The 18,153-nt window shown below is 63.4% G+C and carries 15 protein-coding genes and 1 pseudogene; all 16 read right to left on the bottom strand.

Annotated elements, in window-relative coordinates:
• Position 1 precedes the first annotated feature (1 nt).
• Entirely contained in the window at positions 2-490 is a 489-nt protein-coding gene (locus Q1M07_RS02085) for a CvpA family protein (protein ID WP_300449936.1), read from the bottom strand.
• Entirely contained in the window at positions 487-1,443 is a 957-nt protein-coding gene (locus tag Q1M07_RS02090) for an SPOR domain-containing protein (protein WP_300449939.1), read from the bottom strand. The genes Q1M07_RS02085 and Q1M07_RS02090 overlap by 4 nt, the downstream gene beginning before the upstream one ends.
• A gap of 27 nt (positions 1,444-1,470) precedes the next feature.
• Entirely contained in the window at positions 1,471-2,742 is a 1,272-nt protein-coding gene (gene folC, locus Q1M07_RS02095; RefSeq protein ID WP_300449942.1) for a bifunctional tetrahydrofolate synthase/dihydrofolate synthase, read from the bottom strand.
• Between the two features lie 46 nt (positions 2,743-2,788).
• A complete protein-coding gene (gene accD, locus Q1M07_RS02100) occupies positions 2,789-3,661 on the bottom strand; it encodes an acetyl-CoA carboxylase, carboxyltransferase subunit beta (protein WP_300449944.1) in 873 nt (290 codons plus the stop codon).
• Positions 3,658-4,476, bottom strand: a complete 819-nt coding sequence (trpA, locus tag Q1M07_RS02105) for a tryptophan synthase subunit alpha (RefSeq protein ID WP_300449947.1) — start codon at positions 4,474-4,476, stop codon at positions 3,658-3,660. The genes accD and trpA overlap by 4 nt, the downstream gene beginning before the upstream one ends.
• A 2-nt stretch (positions 4,477-4,478) precedes the next feature.
• A complete protein-coding gene (gene trpB / locus Q1M07_RS02110) occupies positions 4,479-5,684 on the bottom strand; it encodes a tryptophan synthase subunit beta (protein WP_300449950.1) in 1,206 nt (401 codons plus the stop codon).
• Between the two features lie 160 nt (positions 5,685-5,844).
• Positions 5,845-6,492, bottom strand: coding sequence for a phosphoribosylanthranilate isomerase (locus tag Q1M07_RS02115; RefSeq protein WP_300450234.1), 648 nt, complete (start codon positions 6,490-6,492; stop codon positions 5,845-5,847).
• A gap of 5 nt (positions 6,493-6,497) precedes the next feature.
• Positions 6,498-7,292: a tRNA pseudouridine(38-40) synthase TruA gene (gene truA, locus Q1M07_RS02120; protein ID WP_300449953.1), complete on the bottom strand. Its 795-nt coding sequence runs from the start codon at positions 7,290-7,292 to the stop codon at positions 6,498-6,500.
• Between the two features lie 3 nt (positions 7,293-7,295).
• Positions 7,296-7,889, bottom strand: a complete 594-nt coding sequence (locus Q1M07_RS02125; RefSeq protein ID WP_300449955.1) for a CbiQ family ECF transporter T component — start codon at positions 7,887-7,889, stop codon at positions 7,296-7,298.
• Positions 7,890-7,984: 95 nt separating this feature from the next.
• Entirely contained in the window at positions 7,985-11,056 is a 3,072-nt protein-coding gene (locus Q1M07_RS02130) for a FimV/HubP family polar landmark protein (protein WP_300449959.1), read from the bottom strand.
• Positions 11,057-11,254: 198 nt separating this feature from the next.
• Positions 11,255-12,385, bottom strand: coding sequence for an aspartate-semialdehyde dehydrogenase (gene asd / locus Q1M07_RS02135; RefSeq protein ID WP_300449962.1), 1,131 nt, complete (start codon positions 12,383-12,385; stop codon positions 11,255-11,257).
• Between the two features lie 27 nt (positions 12,386-12,412).
• Entirely contained in the window at positions 12,413-13,477 is a 1,065-nt protein-coding gene (gene leuB / locus Q1M07_RS02140) for a 3-isopropylmalate dehydrogenase (protein ID WP_300450237.1), read from the bottom strand.
• A 183-nt stretch (positions 13,478-13,660) separates the two neighbouring features.
• The gene (locus Q1M07_RS02145; protein ID WP_300449965.1) at positions 13,661-14,839 is read right to left on the bottom strand and encodes an MFS transporter; all 1,179 of its coding nucleotides are present in this window, start codon (positions 14,837-14,839) and stop codon (positions 13,661-13,663) included.
• Positions 14,840-14,885: 46 nt separating this feature from the next.
• The gene (locus tag Q1M07_RS02150) at positions 14,886-15,137 is read right to left on the bottom strand and encodes a DUF465 domain-containing protein (RefSeq protein WP_300449968.1); all 252 of its coding nucleotides are present in this window, start codon (positions 15,135-15,137) and stop codon (positions 14,886-14,888) included.
• A gap of 83 nt (positions 15,138-15,220) precedes the next feature.
• Positions 15,221-16,324, bottom strand: coding sequence for a chorismate synthase (gene aroC, locus Q1M07_RS02155; protein WP_300449970.1), 1,104 nt, complete (start codon positions 16,322-16,324; stop codon positions 15,221-15,223).
• Between the two features lie 431 nt (positions 16,325-16,755).
• Positions 16,756-18,122 (bottom strand): annotated as a pseudogene (locus Q1M07_RS02160) (IS1182 family transposase).
• Positions 18,123-18,153: the final 31 nt, after the last annotated feature.

Raw genomic sequence — 18,153 nt, forward strand, 5'->3', positions numbered from 1 at the left:
CCTACCCGAACCTGATTCGTTTAGCTACGTCCGCCGGCAACCACGGCCGGCTGGCCAGCACCGCCGTTTCGAGCGGGGCGGAGAAATAGGCGTCACTCCACCACTTCTCCTTCGGCAATGAAGTCATTCCGCCCGCCGCTACCAAGACCAGGACGATGAGCACACCCCGAGCGACGCCGAAAATGACGCCGAGCAGGCGGTCGGTGATGGTCATGCCGAGCGCCTTGAGCAGACCGCGGATGGCCAAGCGAAGCAGCGCCATGGCGATCAGCACGACCACAAAGACCGCGACCCAGCCGGCGACGACACGCAGAGCCGGGTCGGCGATGGCTGAGAATACGGGCGCCAGCCCCGTACCCCACGTTTTCGCCGCCAGGAAGGCCACCAGCCACGCGACCAGGGCGATGATCTCGCCCACCACGCCACGCCACAGGCCCAGCACCAGAGAGGCCACGACAATGAGCGCTACGGAATAGTCGAAGACTGTCATTGTCGACCGGCGACAACTCCATTGATGCCGCTGCGCTTCAACTTCTCGAGCGCCTTCTCGGCCGCCTCGCGAGTGGGAAAGGGGCCGGCGCGCACCCGAGTCTTGGTGCCATCCGCCGAGGTGAGAAGCTCGGTATAGCTGTTGATGCCCAAACCGCCGATCTTGCCCTGGAGCTGCTTGACGTTGTCGGGATTGGCAAAAGCGCCGATAAGAATGACTTGCTGCCCGCTCGCTTTGGCCGGCGCGGCGGCCGACGGTTTGCTGGTTACCGGGGCGGCTTGTGGCGCTTCATCCGTCACGGTTTTTCCTGCCTCATCAACCGGCTTGTCGAGTGGCGGCTTTTCCGCCGGTCTGTCGACCGGCTTGTCAGCCGACTTCTCGACCGGCTTGTCGGCAGGCTTCTCCAGCATACGCTCAGTCGGTTTGTCGGCCTTCTTTACCGTCGCTTTTTCGGCAGGCTTTTCCGACGCTTTCTCGGCTGATTTGTCGGCTGATTTGTCGGCTTTCTTGGCGACCGGTTTTTCGGGTGTCTTTTCCGCCGCCTTGACGGCTTTCTTGTCCGGCACCTGTTCCGGCAGTTTCTCGGCCGGCTTGACCACCTTCTTGTCGGCCGTCTTCTCGCTCGGCCTGCTCACGGTCGGCTTGCTTGCCGACACGGGCGCCTGAACTTTTTGCGCCGTATCGCCTGCCATCGTAGACTCGGCCGGCCGATCGGCGGCTGCCGGCGGCAGGGCCGGTGTTGGCCCGACACGGGCGGCCAGTTCGGCCGGTTTGAACGGCAACTGATCCTGACCGGGAATGCGTATCTCGACGTTCTGCGCCTGCTGCTTCGGCTCCTCGTCCATGACCATCGGCAGGATCACGGCAGCAAAACCGGCAAAAGCAACCGCCCCGACGAGACGGCGGCGAGCCCGTTTCTTGAGTTGCAGTTGCGGGTCGGAGGATTCAGTCATCGGTATCGTGGCGTCCACTTGCTTCGCTCAGCGGCCACGCTGCAAGTTGCGCATGATGGCCGCGACCGTGTAGAACGATCCAAAAACGACAATTCTATCATTTTCCCCGGCCAGCTTGGCGGAACGCTCGAAGGCGAGAGTCGGTGAAGCAAAGCACTCGACGCTGCCGGCCGGTGCAAAAGCGGTCACGAAGGTCGCCAGGAGATCGGCCGACGCACCACGGACGACCTCCAGGTCGGTCAACAACCACCGGTCAATCTTGCCGGCCAGCGGCGCCAGCGAAGCGGCGATGTCCTTGTCCGCCAACATGCCGACAACCGCCATTGTCCGGGAAAAAAACCCCATCGCATCAAGGTTGTCAACCAGACTGGCGACGGCCTGCGGATTGTGCGCCACGTCGAGAACGACGGTCGGCCGGCCCGGCAAGACCTGAAAGCGTCCCGCCAGCTGCAGCTCGATAAGCCCTCGCCGAACGGCCTGCATCGAGACGGGGAGCAAAGTCCTGAGCACCTCGACAGTAGCCAGCGCCGCGCTGGCGTTGTGCAACTGACCGCGGCCGCGCAAAGCGGGGTAAGCCAGACCACCGCGACGTAAGCCGCCACGCCCCCAGAAGGTCCACTGCCGCTCGTCGCCGAAGAAACCGAAGTCGCGTCCGAGAAGGCGCAAGTCGGCGCCGACCGCCAGCGCGCGCTCGATCAGCGCCGGCGGCGGGTCGGGATCGGCACAGATCGCCGGCTTGCCGGCACGGTAGATGCCGGCCTTCTCGAAAGCGATCGCGGCACGCGTTGGACCCAGCCAGTCCGTGTGATCGAGAGCAATCCCGGTGATCACCGCACAGTCGGGGTCGTAGGCGTTGACCGCGTCGAGCCGACCACCGAGACCGACTTCGAGAATGATCAATTCGACCTCGCGGGCGAGAAAGACCTCGATGGCCGCCAGCGTGCCAAACTCGAAATACGTCAGAGGCGCTCCGGTGACCAGTCGCGCCGCCTCGACTCTGGCAAAGGCGTCACACAGCGTCGCATCGTCGACCGGCTGTCGGTCGATACGTACGCGCTCGTTGTACTCGAGCAGATGGGGCGACGTGTAGCAAGCGACCCGGTAGCCGGCAAGCGAGTAAATCGCTTCCAGATAGGCGCAGGTCGATCCCTTGCCATTGGTGCCGCCGACGATGATCAGCGGGCATCCGATGCGCTGCGCCAAAGCCCGGCTGACGAGTTGGATACGTTCCAGCCCGAGCTGGATCCCCGCCTGGCCCCGCGGATGGAGTTTCTCCAGGTGCTCCAGCCAGCCCGCCAACGCGCAGTCCGCGCTAGCACCTGGCGCCGCGATCACCCGGCAGTCCTCACGACAAGGCGGGCCGCTTCAACAACAGGGTCAGCAAGTCTGCCAGTCGCTCCTTCATCTCGCGCCGGTCGACGATCAGGTCGACCGCCCCCTTCTCGAGCAGGAACTCGGAGCGCTGGAATCCTTCGGGCAGCGTCTCGCGGACGGTTTGCTCGATGACCCGCGGACCGGCAAAACCGATCAGCGCGCCGGGTTCGGCAATGACCAAGTCACCGATGAAGGCGAAGGACGCCGACACGCCGCCCATCGTGGGATCGGTCAGGATCGAGATAAAGGGCAAGCCGGCGCGCGAAAGACGCGTCAGTATGGCCGACGTCTTGGCCATCTGCATCAGAGAAAAAAGACCTTCCTGCATGCGCGCCCCGCCGGACGCCGTGACACAGACGAACGGTACGCCATTGTCGACGGCCGCCTGAACGCCACGCACGAAGCGCTCACCAAGCACCGAGCCCATCGACCCGCCCATGAAATCGAACTCGAAAACGGCGAGGACGACCGGCAGGGTCCGGATGGTCCCGCGCATGACCACGAGGGCATCCGTTTCGCCGGTGGCCGCCGTCGCATCCTGCAAACGTTCGGGATAGCGACGGCTGTCCGTGAAAGCCAGAGAGTCTAGCGGCAATACTTCGGCGCCGACTTCCACCCGCCCCTCGGCATCCAGCAGCAGGTCGATTCGGGCCCGCGCGTCGAGACGTTTATGATGACCACACTGCGGACACACGTGGCAATTGTTCGCCAAATCGCTGGCGTAGAGCACGGCTTCGCAAGCCGTACACTTGCTCCACAGACCTTCCGGTAGCGACGACCGGCGAGCGACGCCGCTGTCATTGCGCTTGATTTTTGGTGGCAGCAGTTTGTTCAGCCAGCTCATGACCTTCCTCGCGACGCGGCCGCATCCATCGCCTGACGAATGCCAGCCAGCAGTTTGCCGGCATCGGCAGACGCCGTGTCGGACGACGATTGCTCGATTTCCTCGATGATCCGGCTGCCGATGACCACAGCGTCCGCGACCTCGGCCACCGCGACGGCGGCGGCCGCGTCACGGATCCCGAAACCGACGGCTACCGGAACCCCGGTGCGCGCCCGTATTTCGGGAATGCGGGTGGCGACGGCGGCGACATCGAGCGCCGCCGACCCGGTAACTCCCTTCAACGACACATAGTAGACGTAACCGCTTGCCAGGGCACCAACCTGCGTCATGCGTGCCTCGCTCGACGTCGGCGCGAGCAGAAAAATCGGATCGAGGGCATGCCGGTGCATGGTTTGCGCGAACTCCGCGGCCTCCTCGAGCGGATAGTCGACCACCAGGACGCCATCCACACCGGCATCGAAAGCGGCAGCGGCAAAAGCCTCGAGGCCCATCGATTCGATCGGATTGGCGTAGCCCATGAGGACGACCGGCGTCTCATTGTCATCAGCGCGAAAACCCGCCACCATCTCGAGCACTTGGCGCAGGCTGACACCCCTGGCCAAGGCGCGCTCCGACGCCCGCTGGATGGTGGGCCCGTCGGCCATCGGATCGGAAAATGGAACGCCCAGTTCAATGATGTCGGCCCCGGCCTGGACCAGCGCATGCAGCAGGGCTACGGTCAGTCCCGGGTCCGGATCGCCGGCCGTAATGAACGGGATCAGCGCCTTGCGCCCCTGCGCCTGCAGACGCTCGAATACAGCCTGTATTTTCGACATGGTCAGAAGGTAATGCCCGATTTTTCGGCGACGGTGTGCATGTCCTTGTCACCGCGTCCGGACAGGTTCACGAGCAGAATGCCATCTTTTGGCAGCGTCGGCGCCAGCCTGCCGGCGTAGGCCAGGGCATGGCTCGATTCGAGCGCCGGAATGATGCCTTCGAGCCGGCATAAGTCGTGAAAAGCCTGCAGCGCCTCGGCATCGCTGACGCCGACGTATTCGGCGCGACCGCTGTCCTTGAGCCAAGCATGCTCCGGGCCGACGCCCGGGTAATCGAGGCCGGCCGAAATCGAATGCGTCTCCATGATTTGTCCGTTCGCGTCCTGTAACAAGTAAGTCCGGTTTCCGTGCAGCACCCCTGGCCGTCCGGCCGTCAGTGACGCGGCGTGACGTCCCGTCGCGACGCCCTCGCCGGCCGCTTCGACGCCGATCAAGCGAACGGCGCCTTGCGGAATGTAGGGATAAAAAATCCCCATCGCGTTCGAACCGCCGCCCACGCAGGCAATCACGGCGTCGGGCTGGCGACCACATTGCTCCTGCAGTTGCACGATGGACTCGCGGCCGATGATCGACTGGAAATCACGTACCATCATCGGATAGGGATGCGGCCCGGCCACGGTCCCGATGATGTAGAAGGTATTGGAGACATTCGTCACCCAATCGCGCATCGCCTCATTCAATGCATCCTTGAGCGTTCGCGAACCGCTGTCGACCGGCACCACGGTGGCGCCGAGCAGTTTCATGCGGTAGACGTTGGCGGCCTGTCGCCGGATGTCCTCGGAACCCATGTAAACGACGCATTCCAGACCATAGCGGGCAGCCACGGTCGCCGTCGCCACGCCGTGCTGGCCGGCGCCGGTCTCGGCGATGACGCGCGGCTTGCCCATGCGGCGCGCCAGCATCGCCTGACCGATGCAGTTGTTGATCTTGTGCGCGCCGGTATGGTTCAGGTCTTCACGCTTGAGGTAGATCTGCGCACCGCCGAGCCGTTCCGACCAGCGCCTGGCGTGGTAAACCGGACTCGGTCGACCGACGTAATGGCGGAGGTCGTAATCGAACTCGGCGGTGAATTGTGGGTCTCGCTGCGCCGCGGCGTAGGCTTCCGTGAGCTCAACGAGTGCACCGATCAGGGTTTCGGCGACGAAGACGCCACCGTACTGACCGAAATGGCCACCGGCGTCAGGCAAATCGTAATCGTTCTGGGTCATCGACACTATCCTTGCGAGTTGGCGACAGGGCGCTTGTCAGCGCCCGGGAAAAACCTGGCGCCGTCCTCTTAGGTATGTTTGGCCACGTGGTAACGCCAGCAGCGCCGCGTCAGACCACCGACTCTCCTACGCATCGACCACCCCGCCAAGACCCTGTGCATCACTCCCGGCCTGTCGACCGAGCCGCCCGTACTGCCGCAACAAAGGCATGCATCTTTGCGGCGTCCTTGATTCCTTTGCCCACTTCGACCCCTGACGACACGTCAACCGCCGCCGGTCGCAGACGGCGCACCGCTTCGCCGACATTGTTGGCGTCCAGCCCGCCGGACAGAATCAGCGGCCGACCGAGCGACTCGGGCACCAGCGACCAGTCGAAAACCTTGCCGCCGCCACCGTAGCCGTCGACGAAAGCGTCGAGCAGAATCGCCTGCGCCGATGGAAAGGCGGCCGCGTATTGTAACAAATCCAGCCCCGGCCGGACGCGTGCCGCCTTGATGTAGGGTCTATCGAACTGCCGGCAGTAAGCCTCGTCTTCGTCACCATGCAGTTGCAGCACATGCAGCGGTACGGCAGCCAGCGTCGCACGAACGACTGCCGGATCGGCATTGACGAACAGCCCGACCAGGGTGACAAAGGGCGGAACGGCACGCGCCAGCTGCGCCGCCGTACGAAGATCGACGCAGCGCGGGCTCGGGGGATAGAACACCAAACCGAGGGCGTCCGCCCCAGCGGCCACCGCGTCACGCAGATCTTCGCGGCGTGTGAGCCCGCAGATCTTGATGCGCACCTGGGTCGACGCCGAGTCCATGCCGCTCACGCTAGTGCCAGGAGTGGCCGAAGCGCGGTGTCGTCGAGACTTGGCAAACCGATCTCCGACGGGTACCTGACCTCGACCAGATACAACCCGTTGGCAGGAAAGGTCGGCGCCGCCAGACGGCGGTCGCCGGCCGCCAGCAATTCCGAAATCCATTCCGGCGGGCGTTTCCCTTGCCCGACGCAAACCAGGCTGCCAACGAGATTGCGCACCATATGGTGAAGAAAGGCAGACGCTTCGAAGTCGAAAACAAACAACTCTCCAAAACGCCGAACGGTTGCCTGGCGCATGATCTTGACCGGCGACGTCGCCTGGCACTCCGCGGCCCGGAAGGCGGAAAAGTCTCGCTCGCCAAGCAGCCGGTCGGCCGCCGCCTGCATCCTTTCCACATTGAGCGGGTGATGATACCAGCCGACCCGGTCATTCCAGAGGCCCGCGCGGTGCGCCCGGTTGATCAGCAGGTAACGATAGCGCCGGGAACAAGCCGAGAAGCGCGCGTGGAAGTCGTCGGCGACCGCTTGTGCCCAGCGCGCGGCGACCGCCGGCGGCAAGAAAGTGTTCGTTCCGCGCACCCAGGCGAACATGGAGCGCTCGACGTCGGTATCGAAATGCACCACCTGCCCCGTCGCATGAACCCCCGCGTCGGTCCGCCCGGCGCACACCACCCGAAGTGCGGCGCCCGAAAACTGACGCAGGGCATACTCGACAGCATCCTGTACGGTGACGCCACCCGGCTGCGTTTGCCAGCCACGAAAAGCGCTGCCGTCGTATTCGACGGCCATGGCAATCCGCATGCCTCAGGCCTGCCGAATACAAACGGCCACCACGCTGCCGGCAACGAGCAGCACCACCAGATAGTCTGGCCAGGAGAACGGGCGATCGGCTATTTCGAACACCTCGCTCGAACTGCCGGTGGTCACGTCGAGCAGGTTTCGCCAGTCGCGTGGGCGGGGTAAAGTTTCAAGGTAGCGCAGGACCAACAGTAGCCGCACCAGCCCGCGATCAGGATCCACTCCCAGGCGGCGTAGCGGTTTCAGCAAGCATCTCATTCCGCTGAGCAACTCGGGGACGGGCATTCGCTCACGCAACGTCGCCACCACCAGCAGCACCAACAGCAAGCGTCCGACCTGCGTCAGTGCGTCAACCAAGCCCTCACGGCTGGGTGCCAGCACACCACTCCACACCGGCTCACCAGCGCTGCCCCAGGCGATGATGACAAACAGGGACAAAAATAACCAGCGCGCACTCCAGGCGAGCCGTCCGCAGCGCTGCAGCGCCAAGCCGCCAAACGACAGCACGCCGAGCAAGACCGCCACCAGCAGGCCGCCTTTCAGGTTCTGGATGAGCAGCACGGCAAGGAGCCAGATCAACAGCCCGCTTGCCGGATGCATAGCCCAATCCGTTGCGTCGGCCCATCCCGGAAACAAGACTTCGCGGCCGCCCCTATCGGCAGACCGCGATCGCCTGTCGCCCTGACCGCCGACACCTAGTCCCGCAAACTAGCGAGAATCGCGCTCGCCGCATCGCGCTGTAAAGCGTCACCGTCCCTGAGAACCTCCTGCAGGAGTTCTCGCGCCCCTTCCAGATCACCCATTTCCTGGTAAGCCCGTGCCAAGTCGATCTTGGTCGCCACTTCCTCGCTGGAAGTGATCTCGGGTTCCGCGGTGAGGTCGATGTCGGGAGGAAAGCGCGAATCCAGCCCGGCGTCGGTCTTGTCGACCGAGAAATCGGGATTGACCAGCGTATCCTCCTGCTCGACTTCGAAAGCAGAGTCCAGCGATTCGCGGGCGACGCGTGCCGCCGCGGGCGCCGTCACATCGACCTCGGCCAGATCAAGGCTGATCGAAGACATGTCAAAAGAGGGATGCTGCATCGCCTCGCCGAGAACCGTCGACTCGGTCAACCTGACGTCGAACTCGAGAGCGTCGGCGCCCGCAGAGCCAATGTCGAGCACCTCTTCCGGAATGAACTGAGCCCGCACTTCTGTCGTTGCGCTCGGCCCACCCGACGACTCGGCGGCGAGATCGAACGCGAAATCCAGGCCACCGTCGTCCGTCGACGTGCCAGCCTCGGACCCCGGGGCGATCAGCATCGTGATCTCCGGCGGCTCGATGTCGTCTCTCGGTTTGGGCTGCATCGCATCGAGTTCTTCGGCCGACGGGGAGGCAGCCTTCGGCTGGGAAGTCGCGAGATCGAAATCCAAAGGCTCGCGCTGTGCCGGTTTCGGCAGCGAGAGCGTGGTCTCGAGATAAGTGTCGTCGACCGGCGCTGCCGTCGCCGGCTTGGCGTCGCCGATGCCAAGGTCGAAGTCGAGTCCCAGGAACTCGACCGCCTGGGTTGGCAACTCGTCGCTAGCCGCCGGCTCCACGGCCACCGCCGACGCGGTCGCCGCCGCGGCGATTAGTGACAGTTCCCCAGGCTTGGTGAGCGTATCGCGCAAGGAAGCCGGCGATTCGTCCGGGAAAGCCGCAGACAAGGGCGGCTCCGAAGTCTTCGGCGGCTCGGCGACGCTCGCCGGGCGTACGATTATCGTTGTTTCGGCGTCCCGAGACGGCGGCGCCGACTGTCCGACAGCACCATACATCGGGTTCTTCGGATCCAGCTGCAAGCCCATCGCGGCGGCTTTCGCCCAGTCGGCGCCCACCCCACCCGTCGCGCTGAAGAGCTCCGTAGCCAGCGTATCAAACGGCTTTACGTCCTTGCGACCCAGGTAGATCTCAAGCAGCTTGAGGTGGATGGCATGGCGCAGCGGATCCTTCTGCTTGGCTTCGAGAAGAATCTCTTCGGCCTGCGCGTCCCGGCCATAGGCCATGTAGACATCTGCTTCGGCAACCGGATCAACCTCATCGGTATCGATACTGCCCGGCCCAGCCTGACTGAAGTCGGTCTGCGCCATCGAATGCGACGTGTCGACGCTCTGGCCACCCGTGTTACGAAAAACCGAGTTGGCTACCAGGCTGTCGGTTCGTGGCGCCAGCGTGCTGGTCGTCGCCAGCGACCGCTCGCTCTCGCTTTGGTGACGACGTCTGGCCAACCAGTAGGCGGCAAGAAGCGCCATGATGCCTCCGCCTCCCGCCAGGAACGGCGTACTGGTCATGAGTTCCGCCACGAAGCTGGGCTCCTCGACCGGTGGCGGCGGTGCCACCGCGATCTTCGGCTTGGGTGCGGCAACGGGCTTGGGCGCTTCAGCAGCCGGCTTCGGCTCTTCCGGCTTCGGCTCGGCTTTCGGTGGCTCCTCCGGCTTGGCTTCGACCTTGGTCAGCGTTTCGCCCGGCTTGCCCTCGGCCGGCTGATCGGCGGGCTTGGTGGCAACCGCTGGCGCGGCCGGTGGCGACGCCTGGCCGCCGGCCGGCGCGGCACTACTCGGTGCCGGCGCGCCGGCAGGTGTGGCGACCGGCGCCCTCGCTTCTTCCACCACCTTCTTGGCTTCGACCGGCGGCGCGGCCTTGCTGGCCGCCTGTTTCTCCAACTCGGCCAGCGTCTGGCTCTTCAACTCGACCAGCCTCTGCAACTCGGCGACATTTTTCTCGAGGCTTGCCAAGCGCTCGTTGGCCTCCTTGAGCGCTTTCTCCTTGGCAATCAGGTCTTCATCGGTCCGCTTGGCAGCGACGACCGGCTTGCCACCCGCCGGCTCGGTCTTTGATACTTTCAGTTGGTCCTTGGGTTCGGCCGTCGGCGCGGCCCGGTCTTCGACCCGGGTCGTGATTCGGCCCGTCGCCTGCTGCCTGAGCGGCTCGTCCGCCAGCGGGGCATCGGCCGCCCCAGCGGCAAGTTTGCGGCGATAGCCTCCCCAATCGGACGACTGGGCAATCACGACTCTCTTCGCTTCGTCGCGCGGAATGGCCTCAAGCGTGGCCTTGTCCGGGATCGCGAGAATTCTGCCCGCCTTCAGCCGATTCATGTTGCCCCGGTCGAAGGCGTCCTGGTTGGCCTGGAACAGCCCGACCAGCATCTGGTCGAGCGACACGCCTTCGGGCCGCAGTTCGCTGGCGATTTTACCCAGCGTTTCGCCACGTCTCACCTCGTAGGTATCGGTGCCACCCTTCGCCGCCTGCTCGCTAACCCGCGGTTTGCTATACGATTCGACGCGTCGCGGTCTATCGAGCGCGCGCTCGTCGGCGACCTGCCTCGGTGGTACCACCGGTCTGGTAAGCACCGGCGCCGCAGCCGTCTTGGAAGCGTACTCGGCAGGATCCAGAAGAAACGTGTACTCGCGAATCACGCGACCGGTCGGCCAGTTGATCTCGAGCAGCAGATCGACAAACGGATCGTTGATCGGCCGATCCGAACTCAACCTGATGACCGCCTGGCCATTCGGACGCTTGTCGAGGGTGAAGCGGATACCGAGCAAGGTAGAGGCGTAATCGACCCCGGCCTGTTTGAACGCCTCCGGAGAAGCCAGTTGCGCTCTTAATCCCGAGAGCTCCTCGCGCGTCGCAAAGACCTCCACCTCGGCGCGCAGCGGTTGGCCAAGGGCAGAGAGGACGGTGACCTTGCCCAAACCAGCGGCATGGGTAACCAGCGGCGTGGCGGCAGCGACCAGCGCCGAAGCAAGCACCCACGCCGAGGTCCGCAGTCTGAAATTCCTTGCTGTGTGTTGTGTTTTCTTGGCCACGGCGCCACCCTGCCCGTCGAAATCGGAATTATTAAAATAACATCATGAAGTTAGCCATGCAAGCTAAACTTGCCTGCAATTCCACGCCCGGCGGCGGGGCGAAAACCGGCATTCCGCTTCGCTCGCGCCTTCGCACTTCAATCAGTTGTCGAGCAGGATTCGCAACATTCGCCGCAGCGGTTCGGCTGCTCCCCACAGAAGTTGGTCCCCGACCGTGAAAGCGCCGAGGTACTCCGGCCCCATGGCCAGCTTGTGCAGGCGGCCAACCGGCACCTGCAGGCTACCCGTGACGGCGGCCGGCGTGAGTTCCCGCTCGCTGCTTTCCCGCTGATTGTCGACGAGCTTTACCCATGGGTTCGCCTGCGCAATGACGTCAGCGATTTCGTCCAGCGGAACATCCTGCTTGAGTTTGATCGTCAAGCCCTGCGAATGACAGCGCATGGCGCCGATACGCACACACAGACCGTCGACCGGAATGCTGCCCGGCGTACGAAATGCCGGTCGACCGAGAATTTTGTTGCATTCCGCACCACCCTTCCACTCTTCCTTCGACTGGCCACCGTCGACCGGCACGTCGATCCACGGGATCAGGCTTCCGGCCAGCGCGGTTTGTCGGAAGTGGGTCGTCGGAAAACTCGGCGAGCGCATGCACTCGGCCACTTTGCGGTCGATCTCGAGAATCGCCGAAGCCGGATCGGCCAGATCGGACCGGACGGCATCGTGCAGGGCGCCCATCTGCAGCAGCAACTCCCGCATGTTCTGCGCCCCGGCACCCGATGCCGCCTGGTAGGTCATGGCGCTGACCCACTCGACGAGATCGTTGTGCAACAGTCCACCGATACCCATCAGCATCAACGACACCGTACAGTTGCCGCCGATCCAGTTGCGACCGCCCTTGCCCAGTGCCTCCGTGATGACGTTCAGGTTGACTGGATCAAGGATGATCACCGCCTCGTCGTGCATGCGCAACGTGGATGCGGCGTCGATCCAGTGCCCTTGCCAACCCGCCGCGCGCAGCTTGGGGAAAATCTCCTTCGTATAGTCTCCCCCCTGACAACTGATGATGGTATCCAGCCGGCCGAGCGCTTCGACCGACATGGCATCCTGCAGCGGCCCGGTTTCCTTGCCACCAAACGCTGGCCCCTGACCGCCGACCGCCGAGGTTGAAAAGTAGAACGGCTCGATGTGCTCAAAGTCGCCCTCTTCGTGCATCCGCTGCATCAGCACCGAGCCCACCATGCCGCGCCAACCCACTAAACCAACCTTCATCATTGTCCTACCTCGTACCGGTAACTCGACTTACAACGCCGCCAGAACCGCGTCACCCATGGCACCCGTGCCGACCCGCTGGGTGCCCGGCTCGTAAATGTCTGCCGTTCGATAACCCTGCGCCAGCACTCGCTTGACGGCGCTTTCGATGCGCCGCGCGTCGTCCTCGCGCGCAAAGGTATAACGCAGCATCATCGCCACCGAAAGAATCGTCGCCAGCGGATTGGCCACGCCCTGGCCGGCGATGTCCGGTGCCGAACCATGACATGGCTCGTACAGACCCTTGTTGTCGACATCCAGCGAAGCCGAAGGCAGCATGCCGATCGAACCAGTGAGCATCGACGCCTCGTCCGACAGAATATCGCCAAACATGTTGCCGGTCACGATCACGTCGAACTGCTTGGGATTGCGCACCAACTGCATCGCGGCATTGTCGACCAACATGTGGCTCAGCTCGACATCGGGGTATTCAGCCGCTGTTTCGCTGGCCACGTCGCGCCACAACTGGGTTGTCTCGAGAACGTTCATCTTGTCAACCGAACACAGCTTACGATTGCGCCGCCGCGCCGCCGCGAAGGCGACCCGCAAGATCCGGCGGATCTCGCTTTCGCTGTACTGCATGGTGTTGAAACCGAAGCGCTCCTGCCGGCCGTCAAGTTCGCGCGTTTCTATCCCGCGTGGTTGGCCAAAATAGATGTCGCCGGTCAACTCGCGAACGATCAGGATGTCGAGACCGGCGACCACCTCGGGCTTCAAGGTCGACGCGTTGGCAAGTTCGCGATAAAGGACTGCCGGACGCAAGTTGGCAAACAGGCCAAGCTGCTTGCGGATACCCAGCAAGCCGCGCTCCGGTCTTTGCTCGCGTGGTAGGTTGTCCCACTGGGGACCACCGACGGCACCGAGCAGGACCGCGTCCGCGTCCTGGGCAAGTCTTTGCGTCGCCTCCGGATACGGATCGCCGGTCGCATCGACTGCCCCGCCGCCCAGGAGCCCTTCTGCCATTTCGCAGTCGAGGTCCAGCGCCTGCAGAACGCGCACGGCTTCCGCCATGATTTCCGGGCCGATACCGTCGCCCGGCAACACACAGATCTTCATTTTCAGTCCTTCGATTCCTGACCTTGCGAGGTCGTACATCGTCTTGCCGGACGATGCCTTCGCCCGCCACGAGCAAACCCGGCGACTCCCGACGACGACCGCCAACGGACGGATTATGTCACAGTGCTCGGCGGCTGTCTGTCGATCGGTGGTCCGGCCGGCGGGCCGCCAGACACACCGCAGCTACCCGCGCGGCGCGCGCGGCTTGCCGACTACCGTAAGATCGGCTTGCCTGACCCACACAGCGACACATAGCAATCCCGCCAGCGCGAAGGCCGAACTTATGGTGTAGGTCGGCGCCGCGCCCAAACCTTCCCACGCCCAACCGCTGAACAGACCGCCGGCCAGCCCCCCGGCGCCAAACGACACACTCGAGTACAACGCCTGACCACGTGCCTGGCAACGACCCGGAAACCAACCGTTCACTGCGGCTATCGCCGCGGCATGGTAAGCGCCAAAGGTCAGTCCGTGCAGGAGTTGAGCAAACACGATCAACGACAGCCAATCGACGCCCCAGCCGATGATCAGAAAGCGACCGACCGCGGCAACGAAACTGGCAAGCAGAATCTTCCGCAAGCCGAAGCGGTGCAGCAAGCCACTCATGAAATAGAACACGACGATTTCGGCCAGCACCCCGAGTGACCAGAGGCCACCGACCAGCAGCTTACTGTAGTGGTGATCGGCAAGATGGATCGAGTAGAACACGTACAGCGCGCCATGTGCCGCCGACATCGCGAAACACGCCGCGAACAAGCCTCTGACGCACGGCTGGCGGAGGATCTCGGCCACCGGCAGTTGGTCGTCCGACGCCGCGTGCAAAGGCGCTTCCGGTATCGCCAGCGCATGGAGGAGGATGCCGATCAGCGTGCCGACGATGACCCATAGGAGGCTCCGCAGGGACAGCGTGTCGAGCAGCGCACCGGTTCCCAAGACGGCAACGATGAAGCCGATCGAACCCCATAGCCGGACGCGACTGTAACGCCCCGGCTGCTCACGCAAGTGATCGAAGGTCAGCGTTTCGACCAGAGGCAGAGCGGCACTCCAGAAAAACGCCAGCAGCGCCATGGCGAGCAGCATGGCGGCAAAACCCTCAACAAAGAAAAAAGTCGAAAATCCGGATAGACTCAAGGCAGCCGCCAGGCGAACAACCATCACCCGTCGAGCCAGCCGGTCGGCCAAAGCGCCCCACAGATAGGGCGCGCACAGGCGCATCAGTTGCATTTGCGACATCAGCAGGCCGATGTCCCAGGCCGAAAACGCCAGCGACTGGAGGTAAAGCCCGAAATAGGGCGAGAAAGCGCCGATAAAGGCGAAATAGTAAAAGTAGTAGCCGGAAAGGCGCCAATAGGGCACAGAATGCATCCGGCAATTCTACCGGATGCACCGCATCAAGCTGGCGACGCAGCGATCAGTGGCCGTTCCGGTGCGCGACGAGCATCCGGTACATCTGGTCCTTGAGCCGCACACGGTGCTTCTTCATGTTCTCGATCGTGAAATCATCGACCGGCAAGTCTTCCTCTTCGAGACGTTCGACTTCCCTGGTCAGATTGTGGTATTCATCATACATGCTGCCGAATTGCTCGCTCGAGGTCTTCAGCGTGTGGATCACATCCAGATACTCGGGAAACTCATGATGAAGGTCGTGGTGCTCAACTTGCATGATCCTAGCCTCTCACTGATCGATTCCGGCTCGCCCCATGCGCAACCGGACGGCGCGATTATAACCATTGCCGCGACAGCCCGTCATCCCGCTACGCGGCCGGCAATCCGCGGTGTCGCCGAAACGACATCGCCACATTGGGCGCGGTGACGCAGCGCCTGATCGATCAGCACCAAGGCCAGCATCGCCTCGGCAATCGGCGTCGCCCGAATGCCGACGCAGGGATCGTGACGTCCGTGCGTCTCAACCATCACCGCCGCACCCGACCGGTCTACCGAGCGGCGCGGCAGGCGGATGCTCGAAGTCGGTTTGATGGCCAGGCGGACGACCAGATCCTGCCCGGTGGATATGCCACCCAGTACCCCGCCGGAATGGTTGCTGAGGAAACCTTGCGGGCTCATCTCGTCACCGTGCTCGCTACCCCGCTGGGCAACGGATGCAAAACCGGCACCGATCTCGACGCCCTTGACGGCATTGATGCCCATCATCGCGTAAGCGATCTCCGCGTCGAGCCGACCATAAACCGGCTCGCCCCAGCCGGGCGGAACACCGGTCGCCGTTACGGTGATCGCGGCGCCGACCGAATCGCCGGACTTGCGCAGTCGGTCCATGTAGGCCTCGAGTTGCGGCACCACTTCTGCGTTCGGAGCGAAAAAAACATTGCCGTCGATCTCGGCGGCGGCAGCAAAAGGAATCTCTATCGGTCCGAGCTGGCTCATCCAGCCCCGGATCGTGATGCCGTGCCGTTCGGCCAGCCACTTGCGAGCAATCGCCCCGGCCGCCACGCGTACCGCGGTCTCGCGCGCCGACGAACGCCCGCCGCCCCGGGGGTCGCGAAAACCGTATTTTTGATTGTATACATAGTCCGCATGCCCGGGGCGGAACGTGTTCGCCAGATTGCCGTAGTCCTTGCTACGCTGGTCCTGGTTGCGGATCAGCAAGCCGATCGGCGTACCCGTCGTCTGCCCCTCGTAGACGCCGGACAATATTTCCACCGCATCCGGTTCGCGCCGCTGCGTCACGTGCCGTGAGGTACCCGGTTTGCGGCGATCGAGTTCGGCCTGAATATCGGCTTCGCTGATAAACAAGCCGGGTGGACAGCCGTCCACCACGCAGCCAATCGCTGGCCCGTGGGATTCACCGAAAGACGTCACGGTGAACAGTCTACCGATGGTGTTGCCGGACATGTCTTCCTCTTGCGCGCTAGAATGGCGGCGAAGTCTACCATAGCGCAGCCACCCAGCCGGAGCCGACCCGATGGCCCACAAATCCAAACGTGCCGCACACAAGCCGGCCGCGGCCGCATCGCCACCTGCCGCAAGGAGCCAGCTTGCCACACCCGGCAATGCATTGCGTCGGCCGGATTGCCGTTGGCAGCGCAGCGTGCGCTATGGCTGGGACAAAGGTGGCAGCCGTGGCGGCCGCTGACGACAGACGCGATGCCGCGCTCGCGGCCGCGCCTGGCCGACTCCCTGCGGCATCCCGCGTGCGAGGACTTCCGCTGCCGCCTTGCTAGCAGCCTGTTGGTCTTGAACTGACATGGCTGATGAAATTGGACGGCAAAGGCAGAAATAGGATGTTTTTTGCCTGAAGAGGCACGATTTACTCCCTTTTCTTGCTACGGCAGACGCAATACGGCCATGCGTTTCAAATTCCAGGCGAGGCAAACCAGTATCCATTCGCCCGTGACGTTCTTCAAGCCCCGCAGGGAGAACTGGCGAAAGCCCAGGACAGACTTGATGATGCCAAAGACGGGTTCGACGGTTGGCTTGCGCAGGGCGTAAAGTGCTCGGCCAGCCTTCGTTTTTAGTTTGTGCCCCATGCGCTGTGCAGGCGTTGCCTCCGCCGGCAGGGCGGCCGGCTCGGTCAAGCGTTCTTGCGGGGCCGGATGGTGTTCGTCACGCTTGACCGCTATGAACGGATCGATCCCTTGCGCCTGGCAGGCCTGGACATTCTTCGCACTGTAAAAACCGGTATCGGCTAACAACTGTTCCACTTGCCCGAGTGAATCCGGCAGCGCCGCCAGTTGCGCCAGCATCGGGACGACCTGCGCCTTGTCGTTCGCCGCTTGGGTGACCGCGGGAGAAACGACCAGCAGACTCCCAGTATCGACGGCGGCCTGGGCATTGTAGGCTTGATCGAAGCCACCGCCGGCAACGGGCATGATGCGCGATTCCTCATCGGTCAGATTGAGTTGGTCTTGTGCCTTGGAACCTGCGACCGGAGGCTTGGGCGGTTTGCCACCGGGCTTTTTGCCGCGCTCCTTGGCGTTCTGCTCGCGGCGTGCCATTTTGGCCTCAAATTCAGCCTGCTCTTTCTCGAAACGGGCTTTTGCCCGTTCTTCAATCTTGGCCTTCGCTGCCGCCATTACCTCGAGTCGGGCCTGACGATGGGCGATTTCCGCCGGCAGCTCCATGCCGTCCGGCACGGCGGATTGGTCGGCTTGCTCGGCCTGCGCCAGCAGCGCATCGACTTCGGCCTTGAGCTGGATTTCCAGTGGCTCAATGTGCCCCCACGACAGGGCGCTGTGGCGTGAGGCATTGGCCTTGATCTTGGTGCCGTCCAGACTGATCGTGCCCAGCTTGAGTAACTGAGTAACTTCATTTCCTGGGCCATCTCCAGCACCTGCACGAACAGGTCGGACAGTTCGTCGTGAAAGCGTCGGCGGAACGTCGCCAGTGTGTCGTGATCCGGAGGCGAGTCCGCCGCAATGAAACGAAAGGCCACCGAGTCGTAGGTGGCCCGCTCTATCTTACGGCTGGAAAAAACACCGTTGGCGTAGCCATAGACCAGCAACGCCAACAGCACCGAGGGGTGATACGCCGCACTGCCCCGCCCCGCGTAGGCTTTCTCCAACGCACCAAGGTCAAGCCCATCGACGACCTCGACAATAAATCGGGCAAGGTGGCCTTCCGGAAGCCATTCATCGACCGACGGTGGGAGCAGGTAGCCGGTCTGGCGATCAACTGAATGAAAACGGCTCATGTCTCACATTGGCTTCGGTGGGCGGGCCTTT

Origin of the sequence: Accumulibacter sp. (genome assembly GCF_029255285.1) — a bacterium.
Lineage (GTDB): Bacteria > Pseudomonadota > Gammaproteobacteria > Burkholderiales > Rhodocyclaceae > Accumulibacter.